Annotated in this window: 19 protein-coding genes and 1 pseudogene; 6 read left to right on the top strand and 14 right to left on the bottom strand. The window is 59.7% G+C overall.

Going from position 1 to position 18,059, the window contains the following annotated elements:
- Window positions 1-3: 3 nt before the first annotated feature.
- The gene (gene exbB, locus FEE99_RS03270) at window positions 4-957 is read right to left on the bottom strand and encodes a tonB-system energizer ExbB (protein ID WP_041476629.1); all 954 of its coding nucleotides are present in this window, start codon (window positions 955-957) and stop codon (window positions 4-6) included.
- A gap of 188 nt (window positions 958-1,145) precedes the next feature.
- Between exbB and FEE99_RS03265 the strand changes: the two genes are divergently transcribed.
- Complete coding sequence (locus FEE99_RS03265) at window positions 1,146-2,003, top strand: SDR family oxidoreductase (protein ID WP_041476630.1); 858 nt, start codon at window positions 1,146-1,148, stop codon at window positions 2,001-2,003.
- A 140-nt stretch (window positions 2,004-2,143) separates the two neighbouring features.
- Here FEE99_RS03265 and FEE99_RS03260 read toward each other — a convergent pair whose 3' ends face one another.
- From FEE99_RS03260 to FEE99_RS03235, 6 genes are all read right to left on the bottom strand, one after another.
- Window positions 2,144-2,884: a hypothetical protein gene (locus tag FEE99_RS03260; protein ID WP_024014801.1), complete on the bottom strand. Its 741-nt coding sequence runs from the start codon at window positions 2,882-2,884 to the stop codon at window positions 2,144-2,146.
- 65 nt (window positions 2,885-2,949) lie between these two features.
- On the bottom strand, window positions 2,950-3,330 hold the full coding sequence (locus tag FEE99_RS03255) for a RidA family protein (RefSeq protein ID WP_014340863.1): 381 nt from the start codon (window positions 3,328-3,330) through the stop codon (window positions 2,950-2,952).
- A 24-nt stretch (window positions 3,331-3,354) separates the two neighbouring features.
- Complete coding sequence (spoT, locus tag FEE99_RS03250) at window positions 3,355-5,460, bottom strand: bifunctional GTP diphosphokinase/guanosine-3',5'-bis pyrophosphate 3'-pyrophosphohydrolase (RefSeq protein ID WP_007920338.1); 2,106 nt, start codon at window positions 5,458-5,460, stop codon at window positions 3,355-3,357.
- A gap of 57 nt (window positions 5,461-5,517) precedes the next feature.
- Window positions 5,518-5,781, bottom strand: coding sequence for a DNA-directed RNA polymerase subunit omega (rpoZ, locus tag FEE99_RS03245; protein WP_008030604.1), 264 nt, complete (start codon window positions 5,779-5,781; stop codon window positions 5,518-5,520).
- A 168-nt stretch (window positions 5,782-5,949) separates the two neighbouring features.
- A complete protein-coding gene (gene gmk, locus FEE99_RS03240) occupies window positions 5,950-6,570 on the bottom strand; it encodes a guanylate kinase (protein ID WP_039757364.1) in 621 nt (206 codons plus the stop codon).
- Between the two features lie 12 nt (window positions 6,571-6,582).
- Window positions 6,583-7,446: a YicC/YloC family endoribonuclease gene (locus tag FEE99_RS03235; RefSeq protein WP_016770639.1), complete on the bottom strand. Its 864-nt coding sequence runs from the start codon at window positions 7,444-7,446 to the stop codon at window positions 6,583-6,585.
- A gap of 268 nt (window positions 7,447-7,714) precedes the next feature.
- Between FEE99_RS03235 and rph the strand changes: the two genes are divergently transcribed.
- The 3 genes from rph to gltS all read left to right on the top strand — a co-directional run bounded on the left by rph (window position 7,715) and on the right by gltS (window position 10,410).
- A complete protein-coding gene (rph, locus tag FEE99_RS03230) occupies window positions 7,715-8,437 on the top strand; it encodes a ribonuclease PH (protein ID WP_027610407.1) in 723 nt (240 codons plus the stop codon).
- A gap of 25 nt (window positions 8,438-8,462) precedes the next feature.
- Entirely contained in the window at window positions 8,463-8,831 is a 369-nt protein-coding gene (locus FEE99_RS03225; protein WP_143978904.1) for a DUF4870 domain-containing protein, read from the top strand.
- 370 nt (window positions 8,832-9,201) lie between these two features.
- The gene (gene gltS, locus FEE99_RS03220) at window positions 9,202-10,410 is read left to right on the top strand and encodes a sodium/glutamate symporter (protein ID WP_041476631.1); all 1,209 of its coding nucleotides are present in this window, start codon (window positions 9,202-9,204) and stop codon (window positions 10,408-10,410) included.
- A 68-nt stretch (window positions 10,411-10,478) separates the two neighbouring features.
- Here gltS and FEE99_RS03215 read toward each other — a convergent pair whose 3' ends face one another.
- Window positions 10,479-11,258, bottom strand: a complete 780-nt coding sequence (locus FEE99_RS03215) for an exodeoxyribonuclease III (protein ID WP_016772543.1) — start codon at window positions 11,256-11,258, stop codon at window positions 10,479-10,481.
- Between the two features lie 82 nt (window positions 11,259-11,340).
- On the opposite strand from FEE99_RS03215, the gene pyrE reads away from it, so the two are divergent.
- Window positions 11,341-11,985 carry an orotate phosphoribosyltransferase gene (gene pyrE / locus FEE99_RS03210; RefSeq protein ID WP_041476632.1) on the top strand — a complete coding sequence of 215 codons (645 nt, stop codon included), beginning with the start codon at window positions 11,341-11,343 and terminating at the stop codon, window positions 11,983-11,985.
- 227 nt (window positions 11,986-12,212) lie between these two features.
- Here the strand turns inward: pyrE and FEE99_RS03205 are convergent, their stop codons facing one another.
- The 6 genes and pseudogenes from FEE99_RS03205 to coaBC form a co-directional block, all read right to left on the bottom strand.
- The gene (locus tag FEE99_RS03205; protein WP_052392124.1) at window positions 12,213-12,395 is read right to left on the bottom strand and encodes a hypothetical protein; all 183 of its coding nucleotides are present in this window, start codon (window positions 12,393-12,395) and stop codon (window positions 12,213-12,215) included.
- A 115-nt stretch (window positions 12,396-12,510) separates the two neighbouring features.
- Window positions 12,511-12,741: a hypothetical protein gene (locus FEE99_RS03200; RefSeq protein ID WP_041476633.1), complete on the bottom strand. Its 231-nt coding sequence runs from the start codon at window positions 12,739-12,741 to the stop codon at window positions 12,511-12,513.
- Between the two features lie 209 nt (window positions 12,742-12,950).
- Window positions 12,951-13,856, bottom strand: coding sequence for an acetylglutamate kinase (gene argB, locus FEE99_RS03195; RefSeq protein ID WP_016772548.1), 906 nt, complete (start codon window positions 13,854-13,856; stop codon window positions 12,951-12,953).
- 17 nt (window positions 13,857-13,873) lie between these two features.
- A pseudogene (locus FEE99_RS03190) lies at window positions 13,874-15,277 on the bottom strand (phosphomannomutase/phosphoglucomutase); the annotation flags it as partial.
- A 239-nt stretch (window positions 15,278-15,516) separates the two neighbouring features.
- Window positions 15,517-15,972, bottom strand: coding sequence for a dUTP diphosphatase (dut, locus tag FEE99_RS03185; protein ID WP_041476635.1), 456 nt, complete (start codon window positions 15,970-15,972; stop codon window positions 15,517-15,519).
- Between the two features lie 5 nt (window positions 15,973-15,977).
- Window positions 15,978-17,186: a bifunctional phosphopantothenoylcysteine decarboxylase/phosphopantothenate--cysteine ligase CoaBC gene (coaBC, locus tag FEE99_RS03180; protein ID WP_016772551.1), complete on the bottom strand. Its 1,209-nt coding sequence runs from the start codon at window positions 17,184-17,186 to the stop codon at window positions 15,978-15,980.
- A 133-nt stretch (window positions 17,187-17,319) separates the two neighbouring features.
- Here coaBC and radC point away from each other — a divergent pair, with 133 nt between their 5' ends.
- Window positions 17,320-17,994 (top strand): RadC family protein, encoded by a 675-nt coding sequence (gene radC, locus FEE99_RS03175; RefSeq protein ID WP_041476636.1) that lies wholly within the window; start codon window positions 17,320-17,322, stop codon window positions 17,992-17,994.
- Window positions 17,995-18,059: the final 65 nt, after the last annotated feature.

Here is an 18,059-nt window from a genome sequence, read left to right as displayed (position 1 = left end):
CGATTACCCCACTTTAACCATGTGCGGCTGCGAGCTGCGCTCAGGCTGGTGGTCGAGATCGCGGCTGACCAGCAGCAGGACTTCTGCCGAGGCATCGGAGACCTGCGCCTTGTAACCGGCGATGGAACGGGCGAAGACGTTGTAGATCACCACCGCAGGGATCGCCGCAACCAGACCCAGTGCAGTGGCCAGCAGGGCTTCAGCGATACCCGGTGCGACAACGGCGAGGTTGGTGGTCTGGGTTTTGGCGATGCCGATGAACGAGTTCATGATGCCCCACACGGTACCGAACAGACCCACGAACGGTGCGGTCGAACCGATGGTGGCGAGGACGCCGGTGCCGCTGCTCATGTTGCGACCGCAGGCAGCAACGAGGCGCTCGAGGCGGAAGCTGACGCGTTCCTTGATGCCTTCTTTCTCGCGGCTGTTGACCGACAGGCGCATCTCTTCGAGCGCGTCGTGCACCAGCAGGTTGGCGAGGGTGCCTTCCTTGCCGGCCGTGGCACTTGCTTCTTTAAGGGTGGTGGCTTTTTTCAGTGCAGCGATTTCGCCACGCAGACGACGCTTGGCGCCCATCAGCTCGAAGCCTTTGGCGATCCAGATAGTCCAGGTGATGATCGAAGCGATGGCCAGACCGATCATCACGATTTTCACGATGATGTCGGCGTTCTGGTACATACCCCACGGCGAAAGGTCGTGGGCCATGCCCAAGGTGTTGTCGGCTTCGAGGGCTTCAGGTGCGTCAGCGGCGTCGACAGCCTGCACCGGATCGGTGGCGGCTGGTGCAGCCGGAGCGGCAGCGGGTGCGCTCTGCTCGGTGGCGGCTGGGGTGGCGGGTGCTTGAGCGTCGGCGAAGGCGGCGGTCGGTGCCAGCATCAGGCTGAGCAACAGAGCCGCGACGGCGCTCCAGGCGCGAGGTCGAGTGGTTGGCGAAGCGGGAGTTTGATTACGTGTCATGCTGGCCGGACCTGAGATAGAAAAACGTTGTTGCTCTTCCAGGCCTCGTGAGGCCGAGAACAAAAGTGGCGTGCATTATTGCAAGTAATTCTTGTTAACAAAAGTAATAGAGTAACTTTTTTTCCTTCATTGCTAGCCGTTCGTCCTGTGCCAGAGCTAGTCTGTGCCTTTCTGATGGGAGTTTTCTGATGTCCGCGCCTTCTGTTTTGATTGCCGGTTGTGGTGATGTCGGCAGTCGTCTGGCCACGCAATTGCTGGCGGCTGGCTGGCAGGTTCATGGCCTGCGCCGCGACGTTTCCAAGCTGCCGGAGGGTGTCATCGGCGTCGCCGGCGACCTGTTCAGCGAAGAGTGCCCGGCGACCTGGCCGGTAGGCGCTGTCGATTATCTGGTGTATTGCGCTGCGGCTACCGATCACGACGAAGAGGGCTATCGCAAGGCCTACGTGCAGGGTTTGCAGAATGTGCTGAGCTGGCTGGGTGACTATGGGCAAGTGCCCGAGCGGCTGATCTTCGTGTCGAGCAGCAGCGTGTACGGCCAGCAGGATGGAGCATGGGTGGATGAGACCTCCGAGACGGTCGCGGCCGGATATTCAGGTCGCTTGATGCTCGAAGCCGAGCAGGTCGCGCTCAATAGCGGCATCCCGGCAAGCGTGCTGCGCCTGACCGGCATTTACGGCCCGGGCCGCGAGTGGCTGCTGACTCAGGTGCGTCGCGGCTATCGCGTGGCTACAGAGCCACCGCTGTATGGCAATCGTATTCATGCCGATGATGCAGCGGGGCTGCTGGCGTTCTTGCTGGAAAAAGACCGCGAGGGCGTCAAGCTGGACGAGCTCTATATCGGTGTGGATGACGCGCCTGCGCCTTTGGCCGAAGTGGTGGGCTGGTTGCGCGAGTACCTGGGTGTGACTGAATGGGCGGACGACGCCAGTGTGCGGCGCACCGGCAGCAAGCGTTGCAGCAATGCGCGGGCGAAAGCGTTGGGCTGGGTGCCGAAGTATCCCAGCTATCGTGAAGGCTACGCAGCGATTCTTGAAGGTAATTGCTGAATTTTCAGCAACACAAAAACCACTGTGGGAGCGAGCCTGCTCGCGAATGCGGTATGTCAGTCATTATCAGTTCGACTGACCCACCGCGTTCGCGAGCAGGCTCGCTCCCACATTTGATCTTCTGAGGTTTCGGAAGCGGGTTACTGCTTTTCCAGCAACCACTTGCGCTCACCCGCGGCAAACTGCGGTTGCTCATCCGCCAGCGCAGCGTTCACTGCCTGCAAAATCTCCAGTTCCTTGCCCTTGCGCACAAAGATCCAGTTATTGCCCTGGCCATTGAGTTGCAGCCACATGCTGTCGTTGCCATTGCTCATCGACGCGCAATCGCCGGCCAGACACAAGGCATAACGGTCAACGCCCGGCAGGCCGGTCACCTGGCCGTCGGCCTGGAACTGCACGGTGCCGCCTTCACCCTGGCCGCTGGCGATGGTCCAGTTGCCGCCCAGGTATGCTGAGTAGAGCGCGCGTTCGAAGCTGGCACCGATTGGCGCGCCTTCCGGCACGGGGATCTGTGCGCGATCGAAGACTTGTTCGGGTTCGTTGTCGCTGGCGGCTTGTTGCAGGCGCCCGCCATCGCGTTTCAGTTCGCTGGCGGAGCTGCCATAAAAGTCGACTTTCCAGGCGCCGGACTCTTCGCCCAGCAGCCGTCCTTCGACGTTCTCAAAACCGTTGGTATAGCGGGCCTGACCGGCCTTGGTGTTGACGTCCCACTCCAGATTCGGACCGTAAGCCTGCAGCGCTTCACGCAGGGGACCGCCCTTGGCGGCGGCATCGATCGCCACCTGGTTGATCCAGGTGCCGCTGATGTCACGGTCGGCAGGGTCGCTGGCGCAGCCGCCGAGAAACAGGGCGAGCAGCGAGAGAGCTAGCGCTTTGCGCATGGTGAAATCCTTTCAAAACCTTTTCTTGCAGCAGTCGGCGCGGCGTGAAGGCCGCGCCGTGCGCATCACTCGATGACCAGAATGGCATCCATTTCAACCTGCGCACCCTTCGGCAGGGCGGCCACGCCAATGGCGGCGCGGGCCGGGTATGGCTGGTCGAAGTACTTGCCCATGATCTCGTTGACCTTGGCGAAGTGGCTCAGGTCGGTGAGGAAGATGTTCAGTTTGACGATGTCCTTGAACGAACCGCCGGCCGCTTCGGCCACGGCTTTGAGGTTCTCGAAGACCTGGACGGTCTGGGCTTCGAAGCCCTCAACCAGTTCCATGGTTTTTGGGTCCAGAGGAATCTGGCCCGACATGTAAACGGTGTTGCCTGCCTTGATCGCCTGGGAGTAAGTACCGATGGCGGCCGGGGCCTTGTCGCTGGTGATGACGGTTTTGGTCATGTAGGACTCCTTGTAATAGGCAGGTTATGCGCGCATGCGGGTGATGCGGATCACCCCGGTCAAGGCGCGCAGTTTCTTGATCACGCGGGCCAGGTGCACACGGTCGTGGACGCTGACCACCAACTGCACGACGCTGATGCGACCATCGCGTTCGTCCATGCTGATTTTCTCGATATTGCCGTCGGCCGCGTTGACGCTGCTGGCGAGCAGGGCGATCAGGCCGCGCTGGTGTTCCAGCTCGACGCGCAGCTCGACGTTGAATTCGCCGGTGACATCCTTGGCCCACGAGAGCTGGATGCATTTTTCCGGGTTGTGCCTGATTTCGCTGATGTTGCGGCAGTTGTCCAGGTGCACGACCATGCCTTTGCCCGCCGACAGGTGCCCGACAATCGGGTCGCCCGGGATCGGTGTACAGCACTTGGCGTAGCTGAGCACCAGGCCCTCGGTGCCGCGAATCGCCAGCGGACCTTCCGGGCTCGGCAGCTGCTCACCTTCGCCGAGCAGGCGACGGGCAACGACATAGGCCATGCGGTTGCCCAGGCCGATGTCTTCGAGCAGGTCTTCGATCAGTTCGAGGCGGTACTCGGTAAGCATTGCTTTGACGCGCTCTGCCGGGATCTTCTCCAGGGAGCTGTCGAAACCGTTGAGCACCTTGTTCAGCAGGCGTTCGCCGAGGCTGATGGACTCGGAGCGGCGCTGCAGTTTCAGTGCATGACGAATATGTGTGCGTGCCTTGCCGGTGACCACGAAGTTGAGCCACGCCGGGTTCGGCCGTGCGCCGGGGGCGCTGACAATCTCGACCGTGGAGCCGCTTTGCAGCGGTTCGGACAGCGGCGCGAGACGACGGTTGATCCGGCAGGCGATGCAGCTGTTGCCGACATCGGTGTGCACTGCGTAGGCAAAGTCGACCGCCGTGGAGCCTTTTGGCAGCTCCATGATCCGGCCTTTGGGCGTGAACACGTAGACCTCGTCCGGGAACAGGTCGATCTTCACGCTTTCGATGAATTCCAGCGAGTTGCCGGCGCGTTGCTGCATTTCCAGCACGCCTTTGACCCACTGGCGAGCGCGGGCGTGCGTGCCTTTCGGTTGCTCGTCACCGCTGGATTTGTACAGCCAATGGGCGGCGATGCCGTTGTTGGCCATCTCTTCCATTTCGCGGGTACGGATCTGGATCTCGATCGGTACACCGTGCATGCCGAACAGCGTGGTGTGCAGCGACTGATAGCCGTTGGCCTTGGGGATCGCGATGTAATCCTTGAAACGCCCTGGCAACGGTTTGTACAAATTATGCACAGCACCCAATACGCGGTAGCAGGTATCGACCTTGTCGACGATGATCCGGAACGCGTAAACGTCCATGATCTCGTTGAAGGCCCGACGCTTGCCGCGCATTTTCTTGTAGATGCCGTAGAGGTGTTTCTGCCGACCGCTGACTTCGCCCTGGATGCCGTCGATGGCGAGGCAGTGACCGAGGGACTCTTCGATCTTGTTAACGATTTCCTTGCGGTTGCCCCGGGCGCGCTTGACCGCCTGGTAGATCCGCGCGGAACGCATCGGGTGCATGGCCTTGAAGCCGAGGTCTTCGAATTCGATGCGGATCGCGTGCATGCCCAGCCGGTTGGCAATGGGCGCGTAGATCTCGAGAGTTTCCTTGGCGATGCGCCGGCGTTTTTCGCCGGACAGCACTTCCAGCGTGCGCATGTTGTGCAGGCGGTCGGCGAGCTTGACCAGGATCACCCGGATGTCGCGCGCCATGGCCATGGCCATTTTCTGGAAGTTTTCCGCCTGCGCTTCGGCCTTGGTCTCGAAATTCATCTGGGTCAGTTTGCTGACCCCGTCGACCAGTTCGGCCACGGTTTCACCAAACTGCGCTTGCAGCGCTTCCTTGGCGATACCGGTGTCTTCGATCACGTCATGCAGCATCGCGGCCATCAGGCTCTGATGGTCCATGTGCATGTCGGCAAGAATATTGGCCACGGCAAGAGGATGCGTGACATACGCCTCGCCGCTGCGACGGCGTTGACCGTCATGGGCTTGTTCGGCGTAGAAATACGCTCGGCGGACCAGGTTGACCTGGTCGTTGCCGAGGTAGGTCGATAAGCGATCGGCGAGGGCGTCTATGCTCGGCATGATGATTCCTGCCGAAAGCTGTGACCCCGCGCCGTGCTACGTCGACCAGGCATAGGCTTAGACGGCCTCGTTCGACTCGTCCTCGAACGCTGCGAACAGCGGTTCATCCTGGACGATTTCCTGCTCGGCGATGAACTCGTAGCTCATCAGGCCTTCAGCAATTTCACGCAGCGCGACAACGGTCGGCTTGTCGTTTTCCCACTGCACCAATGGCTCTTTGCCGCCGGTGGCCAGTTGACGGGCACGCTTGGTAGAGAGCATGACCAGCTCAAAGCGGTTTTCCACGTGTTCTAGGCAGTCTTCAACGGTTACGCGGGCCATGGTATTCCTCGGAGCGAATGCAATATGCGCGCTGCCCGGTTGGGCGAGCGGACTGAGCAGTTTAAAAAATCACCAGCGATTAGGGAAGCGCTGATTTTTTGACCAGACCCTTCAACGCGCTGCAAGCACCAATGTAAAGCGCTTGCAGGCATTTTGGGAAGTGCTGTTTTAACCGAGCAATTCAGCCAGTAATTTGCCGAAACGCACTTGCTGGCGCTTCTGTTGCAACTGATTGGCGCGGAAAATCGCTTTCAGATCGTCCAGCGCGTGAGCGAAATCGTCGTTGATGATCAGGTAATCGTAATCGACGTAATGGCTCATCTCGCTGACCGCTTCGCGCATGCGGCCGTCGATAATCTCGTCGCTGTCCTGGCCACGATTGGTCAGGCGCTGGTGCAACGCTTGCAGCGACGGCGGCAGGATGAAGATCGAGCGCGCTTGCGGCATCAGCTTGCGCACTTGCTCGGCGCCCTGCCAGTCGATTTCCAGAATCAGGTCGTGACCTTCGTCCAGCGTCTGCTGCAGGCGGCTTTGCGAGGTACCGTAGAAATTGCCGAAGACTTCGGCGCGTTCAAGGAAGTCGCCGTGCTCGCCCATCTTCACGAACTCTTCGCGGGTCACGAAGTGGTAGTTCACGCCATCCACTTCGCCCGGGCGCATGGCGCGGGTGGTGTGCGAAACGGAAACGCGAATCTCCGGGTCGGCGTCGGTCAACGCCTTGACCAGACTGCTCTTGCCCGCGCCCGATGGCGCGGAAATGATGTACAGGGTGCCGGTGTGTTGGGTCATGTCAGGGTAGCCTTACTCAATATTCTGCACTTGTTCGCGCATCTGCTCGATCAACACCTTGAGGTTGACGGCGGCCTGGGTGCTGCGCGGGTCGAAGGCTTTGGAGCCGAGTGTGTTGGCTTCGCGGTTGAGCTCCTGCATCAGGAAGTCCAGACGCCGCCCGGCGGCACCACCGGACTTGAGCACCCGGCGAACTTCGATGATGTGGGTGCTCAGGCGATCCAGTTCTTCGGCCACGTCGCTTTTTTGCGCGAGGATGACCATTTCCTGTTCCAGGCGCTGCGGGTCGAGCTCGGCCTTCATGTCGGCGAAGCGATCGAGGACCTTCTGGCGCTGGGTGGCGAGCATCTGCGGCACCAGTTCACGCAGGGTCACCACGTCCTCTTCGATGGAGGTCAGGCGGTCGTTGATCAGACGAGCCAGCTCCGCGCCTTCGCGCTCGCGGCCAGCCTTAAGATCCTTCAAACCCTGATTGAACAGCGCCAGCGCTTCGGCGTTCAGCGCCTGCGGGTCGGTCGCATCGGCGACCAGCACGCCGGGCCAGGCCAGCACTTCCAGCGGATTCAGCGCGGCGGGATTCTTGATCAGCCCGGCAACGGTTTCCGCAGCGGCAACCAGTTGTGCGGCGCGTTCGCGGTCCACTTGCAGCGGTTTGCCGGTGCTTTCTTCGGTGAAGCGCAGCGTGCATTCCAGTTTGCCCCGCGACAGACCCTGACGCAGCGCTTCACGCACGGCGCCTTCGAGGTCGCGAAACGATTCGGGCAAGCGCAGGTGCGGTTCCAGATAGCGGCTGTTGACCGAGCGCAGTTCCCAGCTCAGGGTGCCCTGAACGCCGGCTTTCTCGACGCGGGCGAAGGCGGTCATGCTGTGCACCATGGCGGTGACCTCGCAATGCAGATCGGCGCGAAACGCTGTTTCGCAGGCGCGATTTCAATGAATTTAAGCCGACTGGCAGCAAAGGCGCAGGATTGTAGCGCAGTGCGGCGAATGCGCCCAAACACACGGTGTGACAAAGCGCTGCAGCCCGTCGGTTATGCGCGCTTGAGTGGCTTCGGTCGTCGGCCGGCGGTTTTAACCAGTGCCCACTCGCGGTGCAGGGCTCTATAATGCTCGGCAGTTTTCCGTCCTCAGTACAGGTATCCCTATGAAACGTCCAAGTGGTCGCGCTGCCGATCAGCTCCGCTCGATCCGCATCACCCGCAACTACACCAAACACGCCGAGGGATCCGTACTGGTCGAATTCGGTGATACCAAAGTCATCTGCACCGTCAGCGTCGAAAATGGCGTGCCGCGTTTCCTCAAAGGCCAGGGCCAGGGCTGGTTGACTGCCGAGTACGGCATGCTGCCGCGCGCCACCGGCGAGCGTAACCAGCGTGAGGCCAGCCGTGGCAAGCAGGGCGGTCGTACTCTGGAAATCCAGCGTCTGATCGGCCGCTCCCTGCGCGCGGCGCTGGATATGTCCAAGCTTGGCGACGTGACCCTGTATGTCGATTGCGACGTGATACAGGCCGATGGCGGTACTCGCACCGCGTCCATCACCGGCGCCATGGTTGCGCTGGTCGATGCCCTGAAAGTGATCAAGAAGCGCGGCGGCCTGAAAGGCGGTGACCCGCTCAAGCAGATGATCGGTGCGGTCTCGGTGGGCATGTATCAAGGCGAGCCAGTACTGGATCTGGACTATCTTGAAGATTCCGCTGCTGAAACCGACCTGAACGTAGTGATGACCAGCACCGGCGGCTTCATCGAAGTGCAGGGCACCGCAGAAGGCGCGCCGTTCCAGCCTGAAGACTTGAACGCCATGCTGGAACTGGCGAAGAAAGGCATGAACGAGATCTTCGAACTGCAGAAGGCTGCACTGGCCGACTGAGGTTTTCGACCACAAGGAGGACATGATGAGTGACGAGCAAGAGTTGCTGCCCAAACCGAGCCAGGAGGTTCGCCAGTGGGCAATGTTCTGTCACCTGTCCGCCTTGCTGGGGATCTGGATTCCGTTCGGCAATCTGATCGGGCCGTTGATCCTGTGGCAGATGAAGCGCGAGAAAGACCCTTTTATCGATGCACAGGGCAAAGAGGCGTTGAATTTTCAGATCACGGTGGCGATAGCCTCAATGATCTGCTTCCTGCTCATGCTGCTGATCATTGGTTTCTTCCTGTTTGGTTTGTTGGCGATCGCCGCACTGGTCCTGACGATCATTGCAGAGGTCAAAGCCAACGAAGGTTTCCCATACAGATATCCGTTCACCTGGCGATTGATCAAGTGAAAGTCTGTTGTATCGCAATATGAAAATACCCCGACTTATCGGGGTATTTTTATTTGTGCAACTTAATAATTGGTTTTTGTTGTAGGACTAGTCTGTTAACGATGTGCGGTTTGGCACTTATTTGCTGATATTTCTCTATAACATCTTTGGTCACAACTGATCGGTCCAGTGCTTATTTCCGTTCTTGTTATTGGCGCGAGCTGATTGTTAAAGTTGCACGATGTAATGTTTCGGTTGAAACATTCCGATATGTTCAAGCCATCGATGGCACTTGAATTCCCCAGTAATCAGTGTTGAGAAAATCAGCCGGTTCACCAGTAGAGCCCAGGTAAACGCTCGCCTCGTGAATACTTAGCCAAGAATAATCCACATGATTGAGCTCGATTTCTACGGCACGCTCGTGGCCGCTTCTTTAGTACTACTGCTCGGACGCGGACTTGTTACGCGTGTCGGCTTTCTGCGAAGTTACAATATTCCTGAACCGGTAGCGGGTGGCCTGGTGGTTGCCGTGCTCCTGTTGATATTGCGCACTTTCGACATTGAAGTCCGCTTCGATACATCATTGCAAACCCCCCTGATGTTGGCTTTCTTTGCCACCATTGGCTTGAGTGCTGACCTTGCCAGTCTGAAGAAGGGCGGCCGCATAGTCGGTATCTTCCTGCTGGCGGTCATTGGCTTGCTGGTGGTGCAAAATGCCATGGGCATCGGGTTGGCAACCCTGCTCGGGCTCGACCCTTTGATGGGCTTGCTGACGGGCTCGATCACGCTGGCCGGCGGCCACGGCACTGGCGCGGCATGGGGCGCGGTGTTCAGCGAGAAATATGGCCTGGCCTCGGCTTCAGAGCTGGCGCTGGCCTCAGCGACGTTCGGTCTGGTGCTGGGTGGTCTGATCGGTGGGCCCGTTGCCCGATTGCTGATCAAGCGTGTTCAAGTGCCAGGTTGCAATACGCAACAAGCGCCGCGACTGCCAAGAGGTTTTGAGCAGCCGAACAAGGAACGCTCGATCACGCCGTTTTCGTTCGTCGAAACGCTGGCGCTGATTGCCGTCAGCCTGCTCGCTGGCAACCTTCTGAATGGCGTTCTGCATGGCACTGCGTTCGAACTGCCGACGTTTGTTTGCGTGCTGTTTGTAGGTGTGGTGTTGCGCAACAGTCTGTCAGCACTTGGCTTGTATCAGGTGTTCGAGCGTGAAGTTTCCGTGCTCGGCAATGTCAGCCTCTCGCTGTTTCTGGCGATCGCGCTGATGTCGCTGAAGCTTTGGGATCTGGCGGCGTTGGCATTGCCGATCTTCATCATTCTGGCCGTGCAGGCGCTGGTCATGGCGCTGTTCGCGATTTTCGTAACGTTTCGGGTGATGGGCAGCAACTATGATGCCGCCGTACTCGCTGCGGGACACTGCGGCTTTGGGCTGGGTGCCACGCCTACGGCCATTGCCAACATGCAAGCGGTGACGCAGCGCTATGGCCCTTCGCAAATCGCGTTTCTGGTGGTGCCGATGGTAGGAGCGTTCTTCATCGATATCGTCAACGTCATCGTGATCAAGCTGTACCTGGCCTTGCCATTCTTCGCTGCGGTTTAGGAAGCACGGCGCATAAAAAATGCCCGCATCTCACGATGCGGGCATTTTCTTTGGCTGCGATACGACGCTTAGATGGTCAGCGTCCAGTCGTAGTCGACGATCAACGGCGCGTGCTGCGAAAACCGTGGCTGACGCGGCAGGCGTGCACTGCGCACCGAGCGACGCAGGCCCGGGGTCAGGATCTGATAATCGAAACGCCAGCCCAGATTGAGCATCTCGGCCTGTTCGTTATCCGGCCACCAGCTGTACTGATCGCCTTCGCGGCTGACTTCGCGCAGCGCATCGACATAGCCCATGTTGCCGACAATCTCGTCCATCCAGGCGCGTTCCGGCGCCAGGAAGCCTGGAGATTGCTGGCTGTCGCGCCAGTTCTTGATGTCGAGTTTCTGCTGCGCAACGTACAGCGAGCCACAATAAATGTACTCGCGACGTTTGCGTCGCTGTTTGTCCAGGTACTTGCCGAAATCGTCCATGAGCTTGAACTTCTGGTTCAAGTCCTCATCGCCGTTCATCCCCGAAGGAAACAGCAAGGTGGCAATACTGACTTTGTCGAAATCTGCTTGCAGGTAGCGCCCGTAGCGGTCGGCCGTCTCGAAACCGAGACCGCTGATGACAGCCTTCGGTTGCAACCGCGAATACAAAGCCACGCCGCCTTGGGCAGGGACTTCAGCATCGCAGGCATAAAGGAAGTAGCCATCCAGTTGGAAGGCTGGGTCATCCAGTTCAAAGGCGGAGGCACGGGTGTCCTGCAGGCAGATGACGTCGGCATTCTGGGCTTGCAGCCAACTGAGCAAACCGCGCTCGACTGCCGCCTGAATACCATTGACGTTCACACTGATGATCCGCATAAATGGCCCCAAAAATCGCGTGCGTGTATGATACACGGCGTCAAGCTAATTAGCTAAATCCGTGGTATTTGGGGTTTTTTTCATGCAAGCGTATCAGCGCGATTTCATTCGTTTTGCCATCGATCGCGGCGTTTTGCGCTTCGGTGAGTTCACCCTGAAGTCCGGGCGCACCAGTCCCTACTTCTTCAACGCCGGCCTGTTCAACTCGGGTTCGGCCCTGGCGCAGCTGGGGCGTTTCTACGCCGCCGCCATCACCGAGAGCGGCATCCCCTTCGACGTTCTGTTTGGCCCGGCTTATAAAGGTATTCCGCTGGCGGCCACGACCGCCGTTGCGCTGGCCGAGCATCACGCTCGTGACCTGCCGTGGTGCTTCAACCGTAAGGAAGCCAAGGCCCACGGCGAGGGCGGCAGCCTGGTTGGCGCGCCGCTGACTGGCGAAGTCTTGATCATCGACGACGTGATCACCGCCGGCACCGCCATTCGTGAAGTGATGCAGATCATCGCTTCCCAAGACGGCGCCAAAGCCGCCGGTGTGCTGATCGCGCTGAACCGCCAGGAGCGTGGCAACGGCGAATTGTCGGCCATCCAGGAAGTCGAGCGCGACTTCGGCATTCCGGTGATCAGCATCGTCTCGCTGAATCAGGTGCTGGAGTTCCTCGCCGACGATCCGCAGCTCAAGCAACACCTCCCAGCCGTGGAAGCGTACCGCGCCCAATTTGGCGTGTGATACGCACCTGTAGGAGCTGCCGAAGGCTGCGATCTTTTGATCTTGTTTTTCAGGATCAAGATCAAAAGATCGTCCGATCGCGGCCCGAGCCTTCGGCAGCTCCTACAGTGGTCTACGCAGTTTTTGCCATTTGATCAGCAGTCTCAGCGCCAGTCCTGAGCGCCGGCCATGCCAGATTGAACATGAACGTAGTCAGGGTCAGCAGCAAGCCACTGACCGCGACGATGTCACTGAACGGCATTCAGACCCAGCGTTGCGCAGAGCAATGCGTGGGAATCTTCGCTGATCTCGAATTGCCCGGCGCTGCCCTTGCGTTTGGTGATGGGTTTGAAGGTCGGCTCGTTCTGGGTGATGAGCATGTTCAATTCATCGCGAATCACGTCGAGCTGATCACCACCAGAAAAGCGCATGGGCGATTTCCGCATCGCCGATGCGCAAGGTCTTTTTCACCGGTTCCTTCTGTTCCTGCTCGAAAGCGTCGGCGTCGATCGTGAACGAGATCTGCATGGCTCAGGCGCTCCGGTGTTATTTTTTGCTGGCAGCCGGCTTTTCGGTTTTTTCCGGGTACGGATCTTGAGGGGCGTCACCTTGGCCGGTGAGGGTTTTCCAGCCGTTCAGGACATGCGCCGTCTTGCGAAACTGCGGGCAGGGCGGCATTGAAGTCTTGGCTTGATTGGAATAACGATGACCGCAGTCCACGCATTCGTAGGTGCCTGCTGAAACATCGCTGCCGTAGGGAACGTAATCTTTCTGCATGAGTGAATCTCCGTTGGATGAGGGGAAGATCCTATGGAGATTTGTTCTGGAGGGATGTCGGACGTTTCGCTGTGTCGAGTCAGGCGTTTCCTGCGCGCACAAAAAAGATCGCAGCCTTCGTCAGTTCCTACAAAAGCGGATTCCTGCATGTGCGAAATCCCTGTAGGAGCTGCCGAAGGCTGCGATCTTTTGCTTTCAGCGATCAGCCATCAAGGACGCTTGCGATTGCTGATCAGCGTACCCACGCCAGTATCAGTGAAGATTTCCAGCAGGATCGCGTTCGGCACACGCCCGTCGATGATCAACGAACTACCTACGCCACCCTGAACCGCTTCCAGTGCACAGCGGATCTTCGGCAGCATGCCGCCGTAGATTGTGCCATCGGCGATCAGGTCGTCGACCTGCTGCGTGCTCAGACCGGTCAGCACGGTGCCCGACTTGTCCATCAGGCCGGCAATGTTGGTCAGCAGCATCAGCTTTTCAGCTTTCAGTGCTTCGGCAACCTTGCCCGCCACCAGGTCGGCGTTGATGTTGTACGACTCGCCGTTCTCACCGACGCCAATCGGCGCGATGACCGGAATGAAGTTGCCTTTGACCAGCAGGTTCAGCAGCTCGGTATTGATGCCGACGACTTCGCCGACATGGCCGATGTCGATGATTTCCGGCTGGGTCATCTCCGGGGTCTGGCGGGAGACGGTGAGCTTCTTCGCCCGGATCAGCCCGGCATCCTTACCGGTCAGGCCGATGGCGCTGCCGCCATGGCGATTGATCAGGTTGACGATGCTCTTGTTGACCTGACCGCCAAGGACCATTTCCACCACGTCCATGGTCGCCGCGTCGGTAACGCGCATGCCGTCGACGAAGTGGCTTTCGATCGACAGGCGCTTGAGCAGGTCACCGATCTGCGGGCCGCCACCGTGCACGACCACCGGGTTGATGCCCACGGCTTTCATCAGCACGATGTCGCGGGCGAAGCCGGTTTTCAGCTCCTCGCTTTCCATCGCGTTGCCGCCGTATTTGATCACCAGGGTCTTGCCGACATAGCGTCGGATGTAAGGCAGCGCTTCGGACAGGACCTTGGCAGTGTTGGCGGCGGCTTCGCGTTCGAGGGTCATTCAGGGCTCCGGGTGGATCAGAACGGTAGTTGGAGATCAGGTGCAACGCGTTTCAGTTGGGCGTGGAACACATCCTTGATGCGCTGCAATTCAGCCTCGTCATCGGCCTCGAAGCGCAGCACCAGCACCGGTGTGGTGTTGGACGCGCGCACCAGGCCCCAGCCTTTGGCGTAATCGACACGCACGCCGTCGATGGTGGTCAGGTCGGCGCCTTCGCCCCACTGAGCATCGTGCAGTGCATCAATGATGCTGAATTTGCTCTCTTCGGTCACATGGATATTGATTTCCGGCGTGGAAATATCGTTCGGGAAGGTCGCAAACAGCTCTTCCGCGGTGGATTTTTCCTTGCTGAGGATCTCCAGCAGACGTGCGGCGCTGTAGATGCCGTCGTCGAAACCGAACCAGCGTTCCTTGAAGAAGATGTGCCCGCTCATTTCGCCGGCCAACAGTGCGCCGGATTGTTTCATTTTCTTTTTGATCAACGAGTGACCGGTCTTCCACATTAGCGGCCGACCACCGTATTCCTTGATCAATGGCACCAGGCGACGGGTGCATTTGACGTCGAAGATGATTTCCGCGTCCGGGTTACGCGCCACTACGTCGCGAGCGAACAGCATCAGCAGACGATCCGGGTAGACGATACTGCCGGTGTTGGTCACCACGCCAACGCGGTCGCCGTCACCGTCGAAGGCCAGGCCGATATCGGCGTTGGTCTCTTTGACTTTGGCAATCAGGTCTACGAGGTTTTCCGGTTTGCCCGGATCCGGGTGATGGTTCGGGAAGTTGCCGTCGACTTCGCAGAACAGCGGGATGACTTCGCAGTTCAGCGCTTCGATCAGTTGCGGGGCGATCACACCGGCCGCGCCATTGCCGCAGTCGACCACGACTTTCAGGCGGCGGGCCAGTTTGATGTCCTGGACGATTTCGGTGTTGTAGCGGTCGAGGATTTCGACCTGAGTGACGCTGCCCTGGCCGCTGCTCAGGTCATTGTTCTTGATGCGCTCGTGGAGCACCTGAATCTGCTCGTTGGCGAGGGTGTCGCCGGCGATGACGATTTTGAAACCGTTGTAGTTCGACGGATTGTGGCTACCGGTGAGCATCACCCCGGACTTGCCGGCCAGCACGTTGGCGGCGTAATACAGCGCTGGCGTTGGCACCAGGCCGACATCGCTGACGTGGCAACCGCTCTCGGCGATGCCGCGAATAAGTTCCGCGACCAGCTCCGGGCCGGACAGGCGACCGTCGCGACCGACCGACACGTTCGGCTCGCCCTGGGCCAGGCTCTGCGAGCCGATGGCACGGCCGATCCAGTAAGCGGTTTCACCGTTGAGGTATTCCGGCACAGTGCCGCGAATGTCGTAGGCGCGGAAAATGCTGTCAGGCAGCTTCGGGGCGATCTTGGCGGGGGTGCTCATCTGTGGACATGCTCCATCTCGAAAAGGGCGGGACAGACCGGCGAAATGTTCGACGGCAGGCTCAAACTGAAGGGTATGACGGCGTTTTCCACAGAGAGTTCGTGCTATGAAAGGGCCATGACGCCCCGGCTGGCGTGGCTTTCGGCCGGCAAAACCTTGATTTACGGTGTTAAAACCTGCTGCCGATGTAGCGCATTTTTTGTGGCGAGGGGATAAACCCCCTCACCACAATAATTTCTATCCGGTTATTTGGTGCCGGTATGGCCAAAACCACCGGTACCGCGCTCGGTCTCGACAAACTCTTCAACCATTTCGAAATGCGCCTGAACCACCGGCACGAGCACCAATTGCGCCAGACGTTCGCCGACGGTCATGGTGAAGTCGCTCTGGCCGCGGTTCCAGCAGGAGACCATCAGCGGGCCCTGGTAATCGGAGTCGATCAGGCCGACCAGATTGCCCAGAACGATGCCGTGTTTGTGGCCCATGCCCGAGCGCGGCAGGATCAGTGCGGCGAGATTCGGGTCGCCGATATAGACCGACAGGCCGGTGGGAATCAGCACGGTTTCACCCGGTTTGATCACGATGTCCTGTTCCAGCATGGCGCGCAGGTCGAGGCCGGCGGAGCCTGGCGTGGCGTATTGCGGCAGCGGGAATTCGCTACCGATGCGTGGATCGAGGATCTTGGCTTGCAAAGCGTGCATGTAAATTAAACCTGGTTCAGACGTTCGGCGATAAAAGTGACCAGTTGGCGAGCGATCTTGCTCTTGCTGGTCTGGGCGAAAACCGTGGCGTGCAGCTCACGGTCGATGACGCTGCAGGCGTTTTCTTCGCTGTTGAAACCGATGCTCGGGTTGGCGACGTCGTTGGCGACGATCAGATCGAGATTCTTGTCCTTCAGCTTGCGTGCAGCGTAGTCGAGCAGGTGTTCGGTTTCGGCAGCGAAGCCGACACTGAACGGACGGTCGGGACGGGTCGCGATGGTGGCAAGGATGTCCGGGTTGCGCACCATTTGCAGGACGAAGCCGTCACCGCTCGTAGGATCTTTCTTGAGTTTATGCGGGGCTACGACTTCAGGGCGGTAGTCCGCCACCGCTGCCGACGAGATGAACACGTCGCAAGGCATGGCTGATTCGCAGGCGGCGAGCATATCGCGGGCGCTGACCACATCGATCCGCGTCACGCGATCAGGCGTCGGCAGGTGCACCGGGCCGCTGATCAAAGTGACACGGGCGCCGGCTTCCACGGCTGCTTCGGCGAGGGCAAAGCCCATTTTTCCCGAGCTGTGGTTGGTGATGTAGCGCACCGGGTCGATGTTTTCCTGAGTCGGGCCGGCGGTGATCACCACATGCTTGCCGGTCAATGCCTGGCGCTGGAAGCAATCGGCGGCGAGCAGTGCCAGATCGGTGGCTTCCATCATGCGGCCCATGCCGACGTCGCCGCAGGCCTGGCTGCCCGAGGCCGGGCCGAAAGTCTTCAGGCCACGGCTCTCCAACAGTTGCAGGTTGGCCTGGGTCGCCGGGTCGCGCCACATCGCCTGATTCATTGCTGGTGCGACGGCAACCACGGCGTCGGTGGCCAGCACCAGCGTGGTCAGCAGATCGTTGGCAATGCCTTGGGCCAGACGTGCGATCAGGTCGGCGGTGGCCGGGGCGATCAGCACCAGATCGGCCCATTTCGCCAGCTCGATATGGCCCATGGCGGCTTCGGCGGCAGGGTCGAGCAAGTCGAGGTGAACCGGGTGGCCCGACAGGGCCTGCATGGTCAGCGGGGTGATGAATTCGGCGCCGCCATGGGTCATGACCACGCGCACTTCGGCACCCTGGTCGATCAGGCGGCGAACCAGATCGGCGCTCTTGTAGGCCGCAATGCCGCCGCCGACGCCCAGAACGATGCGTTTCCGATACAGCCGCTGCATAGGTCTGCCTTTCATTTCGTTGATGACGGCGGCGCGATACCCCTCCCCAGGGTTGAATCGACCGCCAAAAAGATGGGCTACGATATCACAGCGACCGCTACGGAACAGCGGCGCCCACAGACAAGGAGGTGCTATGAGTATTCGCGATTGGCCGGCGGCGGAACGGCCGCGGGAAAGGCTGTTGGAACACGGCGCAGGGAGTCTTTCGGACGCTGAGTTGTTGGCGATTTTTCTGCGCACCGGATTGCCCGGAAAAAGCGCTGTCGACCTCGCCAGACATCTGCTGACGCAATTCGGTGGCCTGCGTTTGCTGCTCGAGGCCGATCAGGACGCATTCAGCAAACAACTGGGCCTTGGCCCCGCGAAGTTCGCCCAGCTACAAGCTGCGCAGGAAATGAGCAAGCGCCATCTGGCCGAGCGCTCACGACAGAAACCGGCACTGGAAAACCCTCAGGTCGTCCGCGACTACCTCAAGGCGATGCTGCGGCATGAGCCGCACGAGGTGTTCGGCTGCCTGTTTCTCGATTCGAAACATCAGGTGCTGAATTTCGAGGCGCTGTTTCGCGGCTCGATCGACAATACCAGCGTGCACCCCCGGGAGGTGGTGAAGCGCGCGCTGGCCAATAACGCCGCAGCAGTGATCCTCTGTCACAACCATCCGTCCGGCAACACCGATCCGAGTCAGGCCGATCGGCTGCTGACCAAGCGCCTGCAGAAAGCGCTGGAGCTGATTGACGTGCGAGTGCTCGATCACTTCATCGTCGGAGACGGCGAGCCGCTGTCGATGGCGGAGTGTGGCTGGATGTAAAAGAGCAGCGGCAAGCCTCTAGCTGCAAGCGGCAAGCTGGAGCTGCGCGCGGAGTGCTCTAGCTT

The sequence above is a fragment of the Pseudomonas sp. ef1 genome (assembly GCF_007293365.2).
Taxonomy (GTDB): domain Bacteria; phylum Pseudomonadota; class Gammaproteobacteria; order Pseudomonadales; family Pseudomonadaceae; genus Aquipseudomonas; species Aquipseudomonas siliginis.
This window is presented reverse-complemented; position numbering and strand designations above follow the sequence as displayed.

What these genes read in the sequence shown, in the direction of transcription:
- exbB (WP_041476629.1), bottom strand. Translation starts at nt 957, where the DNA reads ATGACACGTAATCAAACTCCCGCTTCGCCAACCACTCGACCTCGCGCC.
- FEE99_RS03265 (WP_041476630.1), top strand. Translation starts at nt 1,146, where the DNA reads ATGTCCGCGCCTTCTGTTTTGATTGCCGGTTGTGGTGATGTCGGCAGT.
- FEE99_RS03260 (WP_024014801.1), bottom strand. Translation starts at nt 2,884, where the DNA reads ATGCGCAAAGCGCTAGCTCTCTCGCTGCTCGCCCTGTTTCTCGGCGGC.
- FEE99_RS03255 (WP_014340863.1), bottom strand. Translation starts at nt 3,330, where the DNA reads ATGACCAAAACCGTCATCACCAGCGACAAGGCCCCGGCCGCCATCGGT.
- spoT (WP_007920338.1), bottom strand. Translation starts at nt 5,460, where the DNA reads ATGCCGAGCATAGACGCCCTCGCCGATCGCTTATCGACCTACCTCGGC.
- rpoZ (WP_008030604.1), bottom strand. Translation starts at nt 5,781, where the DNA reads ATGGCCCGCGTAACCGTTGAAGACTGCCTAGAACACGTGGAAAACCGC.
- gmk (WP_039757364.1), bottom strand. Translation starts at nt 6,570, where the DNA reads ATGACCCAACACACCGGCACCCTGTACATCATTTCCGCGCCATCGGGC.
- FEE99_RS03235 (WP_016770639.1), bottom strand. Translation starts at nt 7,446, where the DNA reads ATGGTGCACAGCATGACCGCCTTCGCCCGCGTCGAGAAAGCCGGCGTT.
- rph (WP_027610407.1), top strand. Translation starts at nt 7,715, where the DNA reads ATGAAACGTCCAAGTGGTCGCGCTGCCGATCAGCTCCGCTCGATCCGC.
- FEE99_RS03225 (WP_143978904.1), top strand. Translation starts at nt 8,463, where the DNA reads ATGAGTGACGAGCAAGAGTTGCTGCCCAAACCGAGCCAGGAGGTTCGC.
- gltS (WP_041476631.1), top strand. Translation starts at nt 9,202, where the DNA reads ATGATTGAGCTCGATTTCTACGGCACGCTCGTGGCCGCTTCTTTAGTA.
- FEE99_RS03215 (WP_016772543.1), bottom strand. Translation starts at nt 11,258, where the DNA reads ATGCGGATCATCAGTGTGAACGTCAATGGTATTCAGGCGGCAGTCGAG.
- pyrE (WP_041476632.1), top strand. Translation starts at nt 11,341, where the DNA reads ATGCAAGCGTATCAGCGCGATTTCATTCGTTTTGCCATCGATCGCGGC.
- FEE99_RS03205 (WP_052392124.1), bottom strand. Translation starts at nt 12,395, where the DNA reads ATGCGCTTTTCTGGTGGTGATCAGCTCGACGTGATTCGCGATGAATTG.
- FEE99_RS03200 (WP_041476633.1), bottom strand. Translation starts at nt 12,741, where the DNA reads ATGCAGAAAGATTACGTTCCCTACGGCAGCGATGTTTCAGCAGGCACC.
- argB (WP_016772548.1), bottom strand. Translation starts at nt 13,856, where the DNA reads ATGACCCTCGAACGCGAAGCCGCCGCCAACACTGCCAAGGTCCTGTCC.
- dut (WP_041476635.1), bottom strand. Translation starts at nt 15,972, where the DNA reads ATGCACGCTTTGCAAGCCAAGATCCTCGATCCACGCATCGGTAGCGAA.
- coaBC (WP_016772551.1), bottom strand. Translation starts at nt 17,186, where the DNA reads ATGCAGCGGCTGTATCGGAAACGCATCGTTCTGGGCGTCGGCGGCGGC.
- radC (WP_041476636.1), top strand. Translation starts at nt 17,320, where the DNA reads ATGAGTATTCGCGATTGGCCGGCGGCGGAACGGCCGCGGGAAAGGCTG.